Raw genomic sequence first — 16368 nt, forward strand, 5'->3', positions numbered from 1 at the left:
TTTCCGAGCAAATGCAGCAAGCGAACACCGCGATTGACGAGCTTAAAGCGCACTCATCGCGTATTAGCGAGTTGGTAAATAGCATCAGTGGTATCGCTGACCAAACTAACTTATTGGCGTTAAATGCGGCGATAGAAGCGGCTCGTGCGGGTGAGCATGGTAGAGGTTTTGCCGTTGTTGCTGATGAAGTCAGACAGCTTGCTACAAGAACCAATGCAACCACCGATGAAATTGTCACAATGGTCAGTGAAAACCTACAGCGAACAGATAACGCAGTTAAGCTGATCGCTAAATGCCAAAAAGAAGCACTAGATACGCTAGAGCTCTCTGAAAAAGCAGGCAATGTGATGAATGAAATACAAGATGGCGCTAGCCGTGTTGTAGAGGCCGTGGAGCAATTTAACCGCTCGTTGTAGTTAATCAATAGGTTTTCATTGTAGGGGCGATGGGTAAAAAGCAATTCACCTTATTCAACCTGTATTGAGGAGCGTTGAAGTCGCAATACTACTCCTGCCGCAGTCAAGTTAAGCGTTTTGAAGGAGGGGTAGTTCGACACCCGGTACAGGTTTTAGCCAGTTTGCTTGCTGTATAGAATGCTAAAGTAATTTAGTATGCGAAAAGGCTTGCCTTAAGACTTTGCCTGCATTTAATGTATCTAGCAGCAGAACTTCAATCTGCGTGACAACAATACAGGAGAGGATCGGGCTTTCACTTTTTCGCTCGACACAAACCCCTTTCAAATTTACACAATAGCGCAGTAAAACTCTCTTGCTGCGCTATTGTGTGTTCCATATTTTGTGAGTACTTATGTTTAACTCAGAACGTAAAGCGACGGTTATTCTGGTTGCGACGACGATGATCGCGGCACTTGGCTGGATATTCTCTAAGGAAACAATACAGGGTTTACCACCTTTTGGCTTTATTGGGGCGCGATTTACTATCGCTTCGCTCTGCTTACTGCCTCTATGTTACAGACCTTTGCTGAAAGCAAACTTAAAAGATGTGCTTTCTGCTGGTGGTGTCGGGCTCCTGTTAGGCAGTGCCGTTATGACATGGATTTACGCTATTTCTATCAGTGATACTCTCGGGGAGGGCGCATTTATCATGAGCCTTTCCATGCTGTTTGTGCCGATTGTTGCATGGGTTATGTTTCGTCAACGACCACAACGAATTTTCTGGCTTTCTTTGCCTATCGCTGTATTAGGTCTTGCTTGTCTTTCTTTAGTTGGTGGCTGGAAACAATCGGCCAGTCAATTGTGGTTTCTTGGTGCAGCACTGGTTTTGGCGCTTCATTTTAATGTGAATAGCAAATACTCTCAAAAACTACCTGTGCTGCTGCTTACTTGCGTGCAACTTTTTTCAGCAGGTTGCTTAGGTTTGTTGGTTTCATTTTTTATGGAATCTTTCCCGGCAGAGGTTGACTCCTCTATTTGGTGGTGGTTTGCGTTGAGTACCTTATTAGCGACGAGCTTGCGTTACGTAATGCAAACCATGGGGCAAAAATTTGTTCAGGCAGGTAACGCTGCTCTAATTATGATATTAGAACCAGTTTGGACGGTTATTCTGAGCGTGCTGTGGTATGGCGAAGTGCTAACGGCAAATAAACTAGTAGGTTGTGTGCTTATCTTATTTTCTCTAATTATTTATCGTACTGGCGGGCGGTTTCGCTTCCCTACTCGAAAGTAGAGCAAGTTAACTTGGGTTGGGAGAATTTGAGGTGCCGGATGGCCTTCTACGAAAGTGATAATACGCGGTTACGCAATGCTAATGACACTTTTGATGTAGGCTGCCGACCCAGCTCTTCGCTGATCATCCAGCCAGCTTTAGCCAGTAGCTCTAAGTCGATCCCCGTTTCTATTCCTAACCCTTGGCATAAATATAGTACATCCTCCGTTGCGACATTTCCTGATGCGCCATGAGCGTATGGGCATCCACCCAGCCCAGCTACACTGCTGTCGATGGTATTGATGCCCATACTCAATGCTTGATGAATATTGGCGAGTGCTTGTCCCCATGTATCGTGGAAATGGACAGCAAGCTGGGGAAGAGGTGCAACCAACATGACGGCTTCTAGCATAGCAGCGATACGATTTGGCGTGCCTGTACCGATTGTGTCGCCTAGAGACACCTCATAACACCCTAAATCGATGAGTGATTTGACCACGCTCGCCACTTGTTTTGGGGCTGTCGGGCCATCGCAAGGGCAGTCGGCAACGCAGGATAGATAGCCACGAACAGGGATACCGTATTTGGTGGCTAATCGCATTACAGGTTCGAAGCGAGTTAGGCTTTCTGCAATCGAGCAATTGATATTGTGTTGGCAGAATCCTTCTGAGGATGAAGTGAAAATTGCGACCTGATTGGCGTCAGCCTCCAACGCTTGTTCTAAGCCTTTTAGGTTTGGTGTCAGGGCAGAGTAGGTAACATGATTTCGCCGTGTTATTGCTTTCATGACCTCTATTGAGTCCGCCATTTGTGGCACCCATTTGGGTGAGACAAAAGAGCCCGCCTCAATATGCGTTAACCCAGTATCAGAGAGTAAGTTGATCAGCCGGATTTTAGTCTGGGTCGCAACAGGAGATTCATTTTGCAACCCATCTCTAGGACCTACTTCGACAATCTTTACTTTGGAAGGTAGCATTACTTGTCCTGTGACTTGGTGACCCAACTTGGGCTACGCTTTTCAAGAAACGCTTGCAGCCCATCTTGACCTTGGGGTGATACTCTAATGTCCGCAATGAGCTTGCTAGTATAGTGAATCAGTTGTTGATCGATGGGGTTTTGATGACATTGATGGCAGAGCGTTTTCGCTTTACGCATCGCATCTGGGCTATTAAGTAGCAACGTCTTGATTACGCTATCGACCGCATTTTCAAGCTGTTTGGCTTCTTTCACTTCGTGCACAATACCAAACCGTTCGGCATCTTCGGCTGAAATGACTTCACCACTTAAGATATAGCGTCTAGCTTGTCTATTCCCCATCGCGCGCATGACGTAAGGCGCAATGGTCGCTGGAACTAAACCAAGCTTAACTTCACTTAAGCAAAAGTTGGCACTTTGGCTTGCGATGGCGATATCACTACAACAAATCAACCCTAAAGCACCACCATAAGCGGAACCTTGAACAACTGCGATGGTGGGTTGAGGGAACGAATCTAGTGTTTCCATGAGTCTTGCCAAGTTTTGGGCATCAACGAAGTTATCTTGCCTCGTGCTGTCGGCCATCGACTGCATCCAATTCAAATCGGCCCCGGATGAAAAATGCTTACCGTTACTTCTTAATACCAAGCACCGCACATCCGTTCGTAAAGCGAGATAATCTAGGCGGTGGATCAGCAAGTCGATCGTACAAGCGTCAAAAGCATTGTGTTTGGCTGCTCTGTTTAGGGTAATGGTCGCTACGCCATTATCATCGACATGCCAAAGAACATCATCTTGCCTTTGGGCGTTGGGAATAATGCTTGGTTGCATTTCCTGCATACTTACTTCCTTAATTCATCTTTGGATGTTTACATTCTGAAGACGCCAAACTCGCTATCAGGAATGGGGGCGTTTAATGCTGCCATTAACGCTTGACTCAACACCTGACGCGTTTTTTTAGGGTCAATAATTCCGTCATCCCATAGCCGAGCACTCGCAAAATAGGGATGTCCTTGTGTTTCATACAAGTCTATGATCGATTCTCTAAAAATGTGCTCTTCTTGCTCTGACCACGCTTCCCCCTGACGTTCCTTCGCGTCTTTTCGAACTTGTGTTAAAACGCCTGCTGCTTGTTCTCCGCCCATCACAGAAATACGCGCGTTCGGCCACATCCACATCATGGTTGGATCATACGCTCGGCCGCACATGCCGTAATTACCAGCGCCGTACGATCCACCGATGATCACGGTAAACTTCGGCACGTCAGCACAAGCGACGGCCATCACTAGCTTGGCGCCATGTTTTGCGATGCCTTCTTCTTCAACCTTTTTTCCGACCATAAAGCCGGTAATGTTTTGGAGAAAGAGAAGCGGTGTTTTCCGTTTGGCGCACAGCTCAATAAAGTGCGCGCCTTTTTGTGCCGATTCAGAAAACAAGATACCGTTGTTTGCCACAATACCAATCAAGTGTCCTTGAATACGAGCGAAGCCACACACTAGCGTTCTGCCATACAAGGCTTTGAATTCGTCGAAATCAGAATCATCGACGATGCGGGCAATAATTTCTCGAACGTCGAATGACAGTCGTAAGTTGGCATTCACGATTCCGTAGATTTCTTCTGCGTCGTAGCGGGGAGGAAGCACGGTGTTTTCTGGCTTAACAGGTCTTGTTCTATTGGCATTGGCAATGGCTTCTCTCGCAAGCATTAGGGCATGTTCATCATTTTCAGCGTAATAATCTGCGACACCAGATTTTCGACAATGCACGTCTGCACCGCCGAGCTCTTCACCCGTCACGACTTCGCCAGTGGCCGCTTTCACCAAAGGTGGCCCCGCCAAAAAAATGGTGCCTTGCTCTTTAACCATAATGGACACATCCGCCATGGCAGGAACGTACGCGCCTCCAGCAGTGCAAAGCCCCATCACAACAGCAACTTGGGGGATGCCTTTCGCCGACATTCTCGCTTGGTTAAAGAAAATGCGACCAAAGTGTTCTTTGTCGGGGAAGACGTCGGACTGATGAGGGAGATTTGCGCCACCGGAGTCCACCAAGTACACGCAGGGGAGTTGGCAACGTTGGGCAATCTCTTGCGCTCTAAGGTGTTTTTTTACCGTGAGTGGGTAGTAGGTTCCGCCTTTTACCGAAGCATCGTTGGCGATGACCATGCATTGAATCCCCTCTATGATACCAATGCCGGCGATAACGCCAGCGCAGGGGATCGCTTCGTCATACACTTGCCAGGCGGCAAACTGGCTGATTTCAAGAAAGTCAGTGTTGTCATCAAGCAAGCGCGCGATGCGTTCTCGGGCGGGGAGTTTTCCTTTTTGCCTCTGGTGCTGAATGGCTTTTTCACCGCCGCCCTGTTTGATGGTCTCGATGTGTTGATTAAGTTGAGTGACCAACGTTTCCATCGCAGCTTTATTGGAAAGAAATAACTCGTCAGTTGGCTTAGTTTTACTTTTGATAATGGCCATAATGACTTCCTTGTCGTATGTTCCGTTAGCGAGATTCTTCGAACAGCTCTCGGCCTATTAACATGCGGCGAATCTCAGAGGTACCCGCGCCGATTTCATAAAGCTTTGCATCACGTAGCAAACGACCAGCAGGGTATTCATTGATGTAGCCATTCCCACCGAGCAACTGGATTGCATCGAGTGCCATTTGTGTGGCGAGTTCTGCACTGTACAAAATCGCGCCAGCGGCGTCTTTGCGTGTAGCGTTACCTCGATCACAAGCCGCTGCGACGGTATATACATACGCTTTTGCTGCACTCATTCGAGAGTACATATCGGCGATCTTGCCCTGAACTAACTGAAACTCGCCAATGGGTTTTCCAAACTGCTCTCGTTCATGTACGTACGGGACCACAATGTCCATGCAAGCTTGCATTATCCCGAGTGGTCCGGCAGCGAGGACGACGCGCTCGTAATCCAGCCCACTCATTAACACCTCGACGCCTTGATTCAACTCGCCAAGAATATTCTCTTTTGGCACTACGCAATGGTTAAATACAAGTTCGCAAGTATTCGAGCCTCTCATGCCTAGCTTGTCCAGCTTTTGAGCATGAGTGAAACCTGCGAAGTTACGTTCAATAATGAATGCGGTAATGCCACGTGAACCTGCGCTGACATCTGTTTTAGCGTAAAGCACCACTACGTCAGCATCGGGCCCGTTTGTTATCCACATTTTGTTGCCATTCAGTACAAAATGGTCGCCCTTGTTCTCCGCTTTCAGTTGCATGCTTATCACGTCTGAACCGGCATTGGGCTCACTCACCGCTAGGGCGCCAACGTGCGTACCATCAATGAGTTTTGGAAGGTATTTTTCGCGTTGAGAAGGCGTGCCGTTACGAAAGATTTGGTTGACGCACAGGTTAGAATGAGCTCCGTAGCTTAAAGCGACAGACGCAGAGGCACGGCTGATTTCTTCCATGGCAACAACATGAGCGAGGTATCCCATGCCTGCACCACCAAGCTCTTCATCGACGGTCACACCAAGCAACCCCATTTCTCCCAACAAAGGCCATAAATGATTCGGGAACTGGTTATCGCGGTCTATCTCAGCGGCGATGGGCGCAATATGTTCCGTAGCAAAGGCATTAACGTGTTCTCGGAGCATATCGATGGTATCACCAAGTCCGAAATTGAGTGGGGTATAGGTGCTTTTCATAACGTCTCCCGGTATCAGAGGTAAGGTGGAAAAGCCGGTAGCGGTGTTGCTAATTGAGTATAGCGTTTATGTCTGCTTGCTTTTGAGTGTTTGAATACAACGCTCCTTAGCGGCATTCAACTCAGCCATAACGACGCTGATGTCGTTGAGTTGTTGTTGTAGGACGGCTTGTTTCTCTTCAATGATATTGAGCATTTTCAATAACTGTCCTTCGGTTTGTTGCATGTCGTAGAGCTCGAAAAGTTCACGAATTTCTGCCAGCGAAAAACCGAGCCGTTTCCCTCTTAAAATCAGTTTGAGGCGAATTCTATCCCTGCGTTGATAAACGCGCATATTGCCTTTTCGCTCTGGTTCAATCAGACCCACGTCTTCATAAAACCGGATACTGCGAGTAGTAATATCAAACTCCTTGGCGAGGTCACTGATCTTGTATTTTTCCATAACATACTTACCTCGAATAAAAATCCAGTTTCTGGAAATCGAACCTTAAATGGGAAGGCCGAACATCAACTTTGAAATATAAACGTCTGCTTGGTGTGTTTTTTCATCTCATTGTAAAGGCTAGTGCTATGCTTACGTAAACGTCAAGAAATCGCGGAATGAAAGTTTGTTAGTGAAAAAGGCGATAAAGGCTGGTGTGGCGCTTGGTGAGTAATTCTATGTAGGGTGTCATCAGTCTGCCAAGTGTTCACATATACCTTAAGGGAATGCGAATCATGGGAAAAGACATCTGGATTGTCAGCGCGAAAAGAACGCCAATTGGGCGCTTTCAAGGCAAGTTGCAAACTTACTCTGCTCCTCAATTAGGCGCACTGGCGATCAAGGCGGCAATGCACGAAGTGAATGTGACTTCGGTGGATGAAGTGTTCATGGGATGTGTGCTTCCAGCAGGGTGTGGACAAGCTCCTGCGAGGCAAGCATCTATGGGGGCAGATCTTCCTTTGGGTGTAGGGTGCACCACCATTAACAAAGTGTGTGGCTCTGGCATGAAGAGCGTCATGTTAGCGCACGATCTCATTAAAGCTGGAACGATTCGCTCTGCCATTGCTGGTGGTATGGAAAGTATGACCAATGCGCCGTATTTGCTGAGGGAGGCGAGAAAGGGAATGCGTATGGGGCACCAGTCTGCGTATGACCACATGTTTCTCGATGGGCTACAAGATGCTTACGAAGGGCACTTAATGGGTGTTTATGCTCAGCAAGTCGCTGACAGGCTTAAGTTCACCAGAGAGCAAATGGATGAATGGGCCGTGATGTCGGCAAAACGTGCGTTGGAAGCTCAAGAGCGAGGCTTGTTTGCCGATGAACTTTCGCCGGTTTCACTCAATACCAAGTCAGAACAAGCGGTGCTGAACTACGATGAGCACCCTCGCTCGATTGACCTTGGTAAAATTCCTCAACTCAAACCTGCATTCGATGAAAAAGGTACGGTGACCGCTGCTAATTCGAGTGCCATTTCAGATGGCGCAGCGGCTCTTGTGCTTATGGATGAAGACACTGCGCGTCATCAGGGGCTTAAACCACTTGCGATCATCAAGGCGCACTCTACACATGCCAGAAAACCTGCAGAATTTACTTTGGCACCCGTCTACGCAATTGAGCAACTGCTGTTCCAGCTAGATTGGTCAATTTATGAAGTGGACCTGTGGGAAATCAATGAAGCCTTTGCCGTCGTGACACAAATAGCGGTGGCGGAACTTGGACTAGATACGAGCAAAGTAAATATTAAAGGTGGAGCCTGTGCGCTTGGGCATCCGATAGGGGCTAGTGGCGCACGAATTCTGGTGACATTGATTCACAGTTTGCGTCAGCTACAAGCGTTAGGCACCAATGGTGATCTCGAAGCCAAAAAAGTGATGCGGGGTGTTGCGTCACTTTGTATCGGTGGTGGAGAAGCCACGGCGATAGGCATTGAAATACCGCTTTAATTGAAATCAGAAAGGAGTAAATGATGACTCGTTTGGTTCCCTTGTTTATTGGTGGCGAGTTTCGTGAATCTCAAACATCGGATTGGGTTGAGGTAACCAATCCCGCCACTAATGATGTCATTGCGTACGTTCCATGTTCCACAGAGCACGAGATGGAAGCCGCCATTGATAATGCGAAAGAGACATTCCAATCTTGGAAGGAAGTGGCAGTATCCGAGCGTGCCAGAGTCATGCTTCGCTATCAGCACTTGCTCAAAGAACATCATGATGAGCTTGCCACACTGCTTTCTCATGAGACGGGTAAGATTTTAGCGGATGCCAAAGGCGATGTGTGGCGTGGTATCGAGGTGGTTGAGCAGGCGGCAAACATTGCTAGCAACATGATGGGAGAAACCGTCGAAAACGTTGCCACGGATATTGATAGTTACTCAATGATTCAGCCCTTAGGTGTGTGTTGTGGGATCACGCCGTTTAACTTTCCTGCCATGATTCCGTTGTGGATGTTCCCAATCGCCATCGCTGCGGGCAATACGTTTGTGCTCAAACCCTCCGAACAAGTGCCATTGACCTCTATTCGTTTAGCCGAACTATTTGAGCAAGCCGGCGCGCCAAAAGGGGTGTTGCAGATCGTTCATGGCCGCAAAGAGCAAGTCGACTTTCTGCTGGCTCATCCTGATATTCGAGCGGTGTCATTTGTTGGCTCGGTTCCTGTTGCCCGTTATATCTACACTACGGGTACGAAACACTTTAAACGCGTTCAAGCTTTTGCTGGTGCTAAAAATCACATGGTGATCATGCCTGATGCGAACAAGGAACAAGTGGTGAATAACTTAGTGGGGTCCTCCGTTGGGGCGGCGGGGCAGCGTTGTATGGCAATTTCTGTTGCGGTATTTGTCGGCGATTCAAAACAATGGATTACAGACCTTAAACAGGCAATGGCGAAAGTACACCCAGGGCCTTGGGACGATGAGCAAGCTGCTTATGGCCCACTGATCAGTGAGCAAGCCAAACAACGCGTATTGGACCTAATCGAAGATGGCAAACAACAAGGCGCAGTGTGTGAACTGGATGGCAGTCAGTGTGAAGTGGAAGGCTTTCCCGATGGAAACTGGATTGGCCCAACCTTGTTTAGCGGTGTAACAGCGAATATGTCGATTTACACGCAAGAGATATTTGGCCCTGTTTTAGTTTGTATGGAAGTCGAAACGTTGCAAGAGGCCATTGAGTTGGTGAATCGCAACCCATACGGGAACGGCACTTCCATTTTTACGGCTAATGGCGCTGCTGCGAGAAAATATCAGCATGACATTCAAGTCGGTCAGGTTGGGATCAATGTGCCTATTCCAGTCCCTTTACCATTTTTCTCCTTTACTGGTTGGAGAGGCAGTTTCTATGGTGATTTACATGCGTATGGTAAACAAGCGGTACGTTTTTATACCGAGACTAAAACGGTGACGGCACGTTGGTTTGATGACGATATTCCAACGGGGCCTAATTTGACCATCCAACTGCGCTGAGTGAATAGAAGGAGCTTTTATGGACTTTGAACTTAATGAAGATCAACGTGCATTTGCCGATACCGCTCAGCAATTTGCCGATGAGTGTTTAGCACCGATGGCGGCGGAGTGGGATGAAAAGCAGATCTTCCCCAAAGACGTATTGAGAGAGGCGGGGGAACTGGGGTTTCTCAGTCTCTACACTCCAGAAGCGCAAGGTGGCCTAGGGCTGAGTCGCTTGGATGCTTCAATTATCTTTGAACAACTGGCCATGGGATGTACGTCCACTACGGCGTTTATGACGATTCACAACATGGTCAGTTGGATGATAGCCAGTTTTGCTACCGATGAAGCCAAAACGCAGTTCTGTCCGAAATTAGTTACGGGGGAGTGGTTAGGCTCCTATTGCTTAACCGAGCCTAACGCAGGATCAGACGCCGCTGCACTGACCACTTCCGCTACAAAAAAGGGAGATAAGTATGTCATCAACGGCGGCAAAACCTTTATCTCTGGCGCAGGAGAGACAGATGTTTTGGTCGTGATGGCGCGAACCGGAGAAGCGGGTGCCAAAGGCGTGTCTGCATTTGTTGTTCCTGCTCACGCAGATGGTATCAGCTATGGGCGCAAAGAACCCAAAATGGGTTGGAACAGCCAACCAACACGAGCGGTTACTTTTGAAAATGTCGTTATTCCAGCTAGCCATTTACTGGGCGAAGAAGGGCAAGGTTTTGTCTTTGCGATGAAAGGGCTTGATGGAGGGCGTATAAATATTGCGACCTGTTCCGTCGGTACGGCTCAACAGGCCCTTGAACAGGCGACACAATACATTCAGGAGCGTAAGCAGTTCGGCAAGTCGCTTGCGCAGTTTCAAGCCTTACAATTCAAATTAGCAGACATGGCTACAGAGCTAGTGGCTGCTCGGCAGTTAGTGCGCTATGCCGCCAGCAAGCTCGACCGAAATGACCCAGATGCCACGGCTTATTGCGCGATGGCAAAACGGTTCGCAACCGATGTGGGCTTTCAGGTTTGCGACCAAGTGCTGCAGCTTTATGGCGGCTATGGTTACATCAAAGAGTATCCAATGGAGCGTCATTTCAGAGATGTGCGTGTGCATCAAATTCTGGAGGGAACGAACGAAATCATGCGCTTGATCATCGCGCGCCGTTTGCTCTCTGAGGAGTCGGCCTTGCTGTAGCGAAGTATTGGATTTGCTCATTGAGAAAGGATTCAGATATGCCATTAACCCAAGAAGCCATTCAACATACGATCACTAATCACGTTGCGGTGGTGACGATGAACAACCCGCCAGCCAATACGTGGACAGCAGAGAGCCTCAAGGTACTGAAGTCGCTGATACTCACACTTAACAATGATAAGCAGGTCTACGCACTGGTTTTAACCGGCAGTGGAGAAAAGTTTTTCTCTGCTGGTGCAGATCTCAAGCTATTTTCTGACGGTGACAAAGCGGTTGCGTTAGACATGGCGCGATGCTTTGGTGAAGCCTTTGAAATGCTCTCGGAATTCCGTGGTGTTTCCATTGCCGCTATTAATGGTTACGCCATGGGTGGAGGTTTAGAAGTGGCATTAGCTTGTGATATTCGAGTCGTTGAAGAGCAAGCGGTACTTGCTTTACCTGAAGCCAAAGTCGGACTTTTGCCCTGCGCTGGCGGTACCCAAAACCTCACAGCGTTAGTAGGGGAAGGCTGGGCAAAGCGTATCATTTTATGTGGAGAGCAAGTCAGCGCTGACAAAGCAAAAGAACTAGGCCTAGTTGAGGAGTTGGTTCCCAAAGGTGAAGCTTTAAGTAAAGCGCTGGAACTTGCTGAATCTGTTGCGAACCAGTCGCCATCTTCTGTCGCCGCATGTAAGGCGCTCATTCAAAATATGCGCTCGGCGCCACTGAAGCACGGCTTAATGAAAGAGCGAGAGTTGTTTCTGAATCTTTTTGATACGGAAGATCAAGTTGAGGGTGTTCGCGCCTTTTTAGAAAAACGCCCACCGCAATGGAAAAACCGATAGGAGGCCACATGGCAGGGATGGTAACCGTTAGTGAAATAGAGTGCTTAGATGGCGTGCACCGCATTGGTATCGCAACGTTAGACAACACCGCTTCATTGAATGCATTGACGTATGACATGTTAGTCCAACTTAACGATCAGCTTATCAAGTGGCAAGACGATCCGCATATGGCTTGTGTGGTACTGACTGGCGCTGGAGAAAAAGCATTCTGTGCTGGTGGTGATGTTCGAGCTATGTATCACGTCATGCATAACGAGAGTAAAGAAAAAATCGTAGAGTTCTGTACGAACTATTTCTCGTTGGAGTATGAGTGTGACTATCTCATCCACACTTACAACAAACCCATTATCGGTTGGGGAGAAGGTATTGTCATGGGCGGTGGGATGGGGCTTTTTATGGGAACCAGCCATAAAGTTGTGACAACAACATCACGCCTTGCTATGCCAGAAATCAATATCGGACTGTATCCTGATGTGGGAGGTACGTGGTTTTTAAGCCAGATAGATCCGCAAGTGGGCTTATTCCTCGGATTGACAGGTTCAATGGTAAATTCAAGTGACGCTGTCACTATTGGTTTGGCCGATTGGTTACTGTTGGAAGAGCAGTATCCCACCTTACTGGATGAGCTAAAGCGGCTCCAGTGGGGCAAAGAAGATGCGAAAGAGTTGGTAACTGCACTACTACAGTTAATGGAAGAACAAGTTATTGATAGCAAACCAACCACGCAAATTTGTCCATACTTAGATCAGATAGAGGAAGCGTGCAAAGGCTTTGATCTTAATACGATAGCACAGCGAATCATGGCTATCGACGGGAACAGTCAGTGGATAGAAAACGCGAAACAAACGTTCGCCGCAGGCAGTCCGATCACCGCGCATATTTGCTTCAGACAAGTGAAAGAATACCACAGCTTACCACTTGCAGGTTGCTTCCGCTTGGAGCTGAGTTTATCGGTTCGCAGTGCCTTATTAGGTGAGTTTAAAGAGGGCGTCCGTTCTCGGCTTATTGACCGGGATGGCGAACCTAACTGGATGTTTAACAATGTCAGTGAAGTCGATGAAGATATCATCGATACCTTGTTTACCTCACTTTGGCCGGATGACGAACATCCGCTTGCTGATTTGGGTGAACAAACACTAGGTCAATAAGGAGAATGATCATGAGTACCATCGCATTTATCGGTTTAGGAAGAATGGGGCATCCGATGGCGCAAAACTTATTAGCGTCTGGATTTAACGTGCAAGTATTTGATGTCGATAGCGAAGCGGCAAAGCAACTTGCACCTTTTGGTGCGGTGGTGGCGAGCTCTATCGAGGAAGTCGTGGATGGTGCAAGCACGGTCATCACGATGCTACCAGCAGGATCTCACGTTCGTTCCGTGTATCTTGGCGACTTACACGGCGGCGTAGGTGTCCTCAATCTTGTCTCGCCAAGTACCTTGATGATTGATTGTTCAACCATTGATCCGGACTCTGCGCGATTAGTCGCCAATGAAGCGGCAAATAAACGCGTGTTGTTTGTCGACGCGCCCGTTTCGGGGGGCGTTGCTGGCGCTAAAGCGGCGACATTAACCTTTATTGTTGGTGGTTCGGATCAAGCGTTTTCTAAAGCCAATGCGATTTTGCAGTATATGGGAAAAAATGTTTTCCATGCTGGCAAAGCAGGCGATGGTCAAATGGCGAAAATCTGTAACAACCTTATGCTCGGCATTTTAATGTCTGGTACGTGCGAGGCATTAAACCTAGGTATCGATCATGGACTCGATCCAAAAGTGCTATCAAACATCATGCTGCAAAGCTCTGGCCGAAATTGGGCATTGGAGCTTTACAATCCTTGCCCAGGCGTGATGGACAGTGCGCCAGCCAGTCACGATTACCAGCCGGGCTTTATGAGCAAACTCATGCTAAAAGATCTCGGCTTGGGGTTAGATGCGGCGTTACAAACACATTCTTCGGTTCCGATGGGGTCGTTAGCGCGCAACTTATATTCTTTCCACAACGCGAGCGGCCACGGCGAGCTCGATTTCTCAAGCTTATTTGAGTTATACAAGAGTAAGAAAGGCTAGACCGAGTTTTGTGACAAACCAGCCCGAGATGGTGACCTAAAACGCGCATCATTTCGGCCAACTTAGACTAGTTGAGATAGAGAACATTACGAGCTATGGAGTGCACCAATATGGACATAAAAAGTAGTGTTATTGCCATTACAGGAGCAGGGCAGGGGCTTGGGCAAATGATGGCCATTACCCTTGCTCAAGCTGGCGCTGATTTAGCGTTGTTGGATGTAAACGCCAGTGGCTTAATGGAAACACAAGAGCAGTGTCGAATGCTGAGTGCGAAAGCGTTGACATATCAAGTGGATGTCACCAACGAAATCGATGTTGAAACCACGTTTGAAGCGATTATCCAAGATTTTGGTCAACTCAATGGGTTAGTCAATAACGCTGGCGTGTTAAGAGATGGGTTACTTGTAAAAGCAAAAGATGGCGTGATCAGTAAGATGTCTTTGGATCAATTCAATTTGGTCATGAACGTTAACGTGACAGGAACATTTTTGTGTGGGCGTGAAGCTGCCGTCAAGATGATTGAGAGTGGCTCCCGAGGCGTTATCATCAATATTTCTAGTGTTGCGAGAGCAGGGAATATCGGACAAACCAATTATTCTGCATCTAAAGCGGCGGTCGCGACCATGGCGACAACATGGGCTCGTGAGCTCGCAAGATACGGTATTCGCGCGGCGGCGGTTGCACCAGGTGTAGTTCATACCGCGATGGCAGAGCAAATGAGACCCGAAGCCATAGAGCGACTAGAAAAGATGATCCCAGTTGGCAGGATGGGCGAAACAAGCGAAATCGCGCATGCAGTAAAATACATTATTGAGAGTGATTACTTTACTGGCAGGGTTTTAGAAGTGGATGGCGGCATTCGTATGTAAGTGACCACTGAAATAAGGCTCTGATAGACCTGAATAATAAGTCTCTTTCCATTTCAACATTTTCTATGTTGTGGAGTGCTAATTCTGCGCAACCCAAATGTATTTACAACTTATGTTTGGATTTACCTTGAGAATGATTTCTCACAATCCAATAAAGAGATGTAAATACCACTCAAATATTAAGTGAAATCATTAATTTGATGTTGATCACACTTTTGATTTTTTAGCTTCCGCTTCTCATTAAGGCTATCTGCGTAAATGAAGTTGATAGTCAGTCTCATCAATTTTTAGTTTCAACTGTTTGTTTTTAAATAATTAATTGTTGAAGCACGAGAAATTCGTGTTGAGGTTAATATTCTATTTAAAGTGTGTAACTTCCATTAATGGAAGGTTAGTTTCCAGTTGTGGCTAATGAGCTTTAACTTTTTACTCCTCATAATGCGCCAAATGTAACATAGTGTTTCAAAGTGTAACAATAAACTCACACTAAGAGTGTGGTTTTGATCTCCACTCAATTCCGTTTTGTTTCGCTCTGAGCCCGACGTTACTCATGCTCAACACATAAACATTCTAATGACTATAACAACTGGTTCTTGGCTTGATACCAATCGTATCGTAGCAAATAACGGTTCATCCTAGCTGGTAAAATGCTTGATGACGAAGTTGAAAAAATTGTAAGTAGAATAACTACTTATCGAGGTTTTTTCTTGTTCTCATACATTACCTCTGCGCTATTTGTGAGCTCTTATTTACTTTGATTGGCATCTGCTTTGAAACCAGACAACCATCGAGAAAGTTAATGGAAGCCTCAAGATATAAACGCATCTTGTCGAGGGGAAGTTTGGCGTCCGTCATACTTATGCTCTCAGGATGTAATTCAGCTTTACTTGACCCCAAAGGTGCCATTGGTGTGCAAGAAAAAGAGTTAATTATTACTGCTCTTTTGCTGATGTTGATCGTTGTAATCCCTGTGATTTTAATGACGATTTACTTCGCTTACCGATACCGCGCCTCTAACACTGAAGAAGAGTACGCACCCGAGTGGTCACACTCGACCAAAATCGAAGTGGTGGTATGGACAATTCCAATCATCATCATTGCGATTCTTGCGACGATCACATGGCGTTCGACTCATGAACTAGAGCCATCCAAACCTTTGGAAAGTGATGTTAAACCAATGACCATCGAAGTGGTGTCACTCGATTGGAAATGGTTGTTCATCTATCCAGAAGAAAACATTGCGACGGTGAACTATGTGGCGTTCCCGAAAGACGTGCCAGTGCAGTTCAAACTGACTTCGGACAACATCATGAACGCGTTTTTCATCCCTCGCTTAGGTACACAGATCTACGCGATGCCAGGCATGGTAACCAAGCTCAACCTCATAGCGAACCACGAAGGTGACTACAAGGGTTTTGCATCGAACTACAGCGGCGAAGGCTTTTCGCAAATGAAGTTCACAGCTTCAGCAATGTCTGATCGTGCTGCGTTCCTAAATTGGGTGCAGAAAGTGAAGGCGAGCCCTGATCGTATTGAAGATTGGGAGCAATACAGCTCACTGGCAGCGCCAAGTATCGCAGAGCCAGTCACTTTGTTCTCTAGCGTTCCTCCGTTCTTGTTCACCGACGTTGTGACTCAGCATCCTGGTTCAATGAACTGTTTGCCTGAAAACCAAGGATAAT

15 protein-coding genes are annotated in these 16368 nt (G+C 47.2%); 10 read left to right on the forward strand and 5 right to left on the reverse strand.

Annotated features, from left to right (window positions below; all coding sequences use genetic code 11):
• The first annotated feature begins 11 nt into the window (after positions 1 to 11).
• Entirely contained in the window at positions 12 to 416 is a 405-nt protein-coding gene (locus tag R7E00_RS25435) for a methyl-accepting chemotaxis protein (RefSeq protein ID WP_372082083.1), read from the forward strand.
• Positions 417 to 807: 391 nt separating this feature from the next.
• On the forward strand, positions 808 to 1686 hold the full coding sequence (locus tag R7E00_RS03190) for a DMT family transporter (protein ID WP_005375761.1): 879 nt from the start codon (positions 808 to 810) through the stop codon (positions 1684 to 1686).
• Positions 1687 to 1732: 46 nt separating this feature from the next.
• Here R7E00_RS03190 and R7E00_RS03195 read toward each other — a convergent pair whose 3' ends face one another.
• The 5 genes from R7E00_RS03195 to R7E00_RS03215 all read right to left on the reverse strand — a co-directional run bounded on the left by R7E00_RS03195 (position 1733) and on the right by R7E00_RS03215 (position 6750).
• A complete protein-coding gene (locus R7E00_RS03195; RefSeq protein ID WP_064376501.1) occupies positions 1733 to 2641 on the reverse strand; it encodes a hydroxymethylglutaryl-CoA lyase in 909 nt (302 codons plus the stop codon).
• On the reverse strand, positions 2641 to 3480 hold the full coding sequence (locus R7E00_RS03200; protein ID WP_047100922.1) for an enoyl-CoA hydratase-related protein: 840 nt from the start codon (positions 3478 to 3480) through the stop codon (positions 2641 to 2643). The genes R7E00_RS03195 and R7E00_RS03200 overlap by 1 nt, the downstream gene beginning before the upstream one ends.
• Positions 3481 to 3509: 29 nt before the next feature.
• Positions 3510 to 5114, reverse strand: coding sequence for a carboxyl transferase domain-containing protein (locus R7E00_RS03205; RefSeq protein ID WP_064376502.1), 1605 nt, complete (start codon positions 5112 to 5114; stop codon positions 3510 to 3512).
• Positions 5115 to 5139: 25 nt separating this feature from the next.
• A complete protein-coding gene (locus tag R7E00_RS03210) occupies positions 5140 to 6309 on the reverse strand; it encodes an isovaleryl-CoA dehydrogenase (protein ID WP_064354632.1) in 1170 nt (389 codons plus the stop codon).
• A gap of 66 nt (positions 6310 to 6375) precedes the next feature.
• A complete protein-coding gene (locus tag R7E00_RS03215; RefSeq protein WP_017821195.1) occupies positions 6376 to 6750 on the reverse strand; it encodes a MerR family transcriptional regulator in 375 nt (124 codons plus the stop codon).
• A gap of 275 nt (positions 6751 to 7025) precedes the next feature.
• On the opposite strand from R7E00_RS03215, the gene R7E00_RS03220 reads away from it, so the two are divergent.
• From R7E00_RS03220 to cyoA, 8 genes are all read left to right on the forward strand, one after another.
• The gene (locus R7E00_RS03220; protein WP_025767662.1) at positions 7026 to 8237 is read left to right on the forward strand and encodes an acetyl-CoA C-acyltransferase; all 1212 of its coding nucleotides are present in this window, start codon (positions 7026 to 7028) and stop codon (positions 8235 to 8237) included.
• Positions 8238 to 8260: 23 nt separating this feature from the next.
• Positions 8261 to 9754: a CoA-acylating methylmalonate-semialdehyde dehydrogenase gene (locus R7E00_RS03225; RefSeq protein WP_017634263.1), complete on the forward strand. Its 1494-nt coding sequence runs from the start codon at positions 8261 to 8263 to the stop codon at positions 9752 to 9754.
• A gap of 19 nt (positions 9755 to 9773) precedes the next feature.
• Positions 9774 to 10928: an acyl-CoA dehydrogenase family protein gene (locus R7E00_RS03230; RefSeq protein ID WP_213906893.1), complete on the forward strand. Its 1155-nt coding sequence runs from the start codon at positions 9774 to 9776 to the stop codon at positions 10926 to 10928.
• Between the two features lie 38 nt (positions 10929 to 10966).
• Positions 10967 to 11752, forward strand: a complete 786-nt coding sequence (locus R7E00_RS03235) for an enoyl-CoA hydratase (RefSeq protein ID WP_053349982.1) — start codon at positions 10967 to 10969, stop codon at positions 11750 to 11752.
• A gap of 8 nt (positions 11753 to 11760) precedes the next feature.
• Complete coding sequence (locus tag R7E00_RS03240) at positions 11761 to 12900, forward strand: enoyl-CoA hydratase/isomerase family protein (RefSeq protein WP_238972448.1); 1140 nt, start codon at positions 11761 to 11763, stop codon at positions 12898 to 12900.
• A gap of 11 nt (positions 12901 to 12911) precedes the next feature.
• Positions 12912 to 13817 (forward strand): 3-hydroxyisobutyrate dehydrogenase, encoded by a 906-nt coding sequence (mmsB, locus tag R7E00_RS03245; RefSeq protein WP_053307783.1) that lies wholly within the window; start codon positions 12912 to 12914, stop codon positions 13815 to 13817.
• A gap of 110 nt (positions 13818 to 13927) precedes the next feature.
• Positions 13928 to 14686: an SDR family oxidoreductase gene (locus tag R7E00_RS03250; protein WP_213906892.1), complete on the forward strand. Its 759-nt coding sequence runs from the start codon at positions 13928 to 13930 to the stop codon at positions 14684 to 14686.
• A 799-nt stretch (positions 14687 to 15485) separates the two neighbouring features.
• Positions 15486 to 16367: a ubiquinol oxidase subunit II gene (gene cyoA, locus R7E00_RS03255; RefSeq protein ID WP_005388604.1), complete on the forward strand. Its 882-nt coding sequence runs from the start codon at positions 15486 to 15488 to the stop codon at positions 16365 to 16367.
• Position 16368: the final 1 nt, after the last annotated feature.

Origin of the sequence: Vibrio sp. Vb1755 (assembly GCF_033338635.1) — a bacterium.
GTDB lineage: Bacteria > Pseudomonadota > Gammaproteobacteria > Enterobacterales > Vibrionaceae > Vibrio > Vibrio alginolyticus.

Coding starts and splice junctions, on each gene's coding strand:
- R7E00_RS25435 (WP_372082083.1), top strand. CDS start 12: ATGCAGCAAGCGAACACCGCGATTGACGAGCTTAAAGCGCACTCATCG.
- R7E00_RS03190 (WP_005375761.1), top strand. CDS start 808: ATGTTTAACTCAGAACGTAAAGCGACGGTTATTCTGGTTGCGACGACG.
- R7E00_RS03195 (WP_064376501.1), bottom strand. CDS start 2,641: ATGCTACCTTCCAAAGTAAAGATTGTCGAAGTAGGTCCTAGAGATGGG.
- R7E00_RS03200 (WP_047100922.1), bottom strand. CDS start 3,480: ATGCAGGAAATGCAACCAAGCATTATTCCCAACGCCCAAAGGCAAGAT.
- R7E00_RS03205 (WP_064376502.1), bottom strand. CDS start 5,114: ATGGCCATTATCAAAAGTAAAACTAAGCCAACTGACGAGTTATTTCTT.
- R7E00_RS03210 (WP_064354632.1), bottom strand. CDS start 6,309: ATGAAAAGCACCTATACCCCACTCAATTTCGGACTTGGTGATACCATC.
- R7E00_RS03215 (WP_017821195.1), bottom strand. CDS start 6,750: ATGGAAAAATACAAGATCAGTGACCTCGCCAAGGAGTTTGATATTACT.
- R7E00_RS03220 (WP_025767662.1), top strand. CDS start 7,026: ATGGGAAAAGACATCTGGATTGTCAGCGCGAAAAGAACGCCAATTGGG.
- R7E00_RS03225 (WP_017634263.1), top strand. CDS start 8,261: ATGACTCGTTTGGTTCCCTTGTTTATTGGTGGCGAGTTTCGTGAATCT.
- R7E00_RS03230 (WP_213906893.1), top strand. CDS start 9,774: ATGGACTTTGAACTTAATGAAGATCAACGTGCATTTGCCGATACCGCT.
- R7E00_RS03235 (WP_053349982.1), top strand. CDS start 10,967: ATGCCATTAACCCAAGAAGCCATTCAACATACGATCACTAATCACGTT.
- R7E00_RS03240 (WP_238972448.1), top strand. CDS start 11,761: ATGGCAGGGATGGTAACCGTTAGTGAAATAGAGTGCTTAGATGGCGTG.
- mmsB (WP_053307783.1), top strand. CDS start 12,912: ATGAGTACCATCGCATTTATCGGTTTAGGAAGAATGGGGCATCCGATG.
- R7E00_RS03250 (WP_213906892.1), top strand. CDS start 13,928: ATGGACATAAAAAGTAGTGTTATTGCCATTACAGGAGCAGGGCAGGGG.
- cyoA (WP_005388604.1), top strand. CDS start 15,486: ATGGAAGCCTCAAGATATAAACGCATCTTGTCGAGGGGAAGTTTGGCG.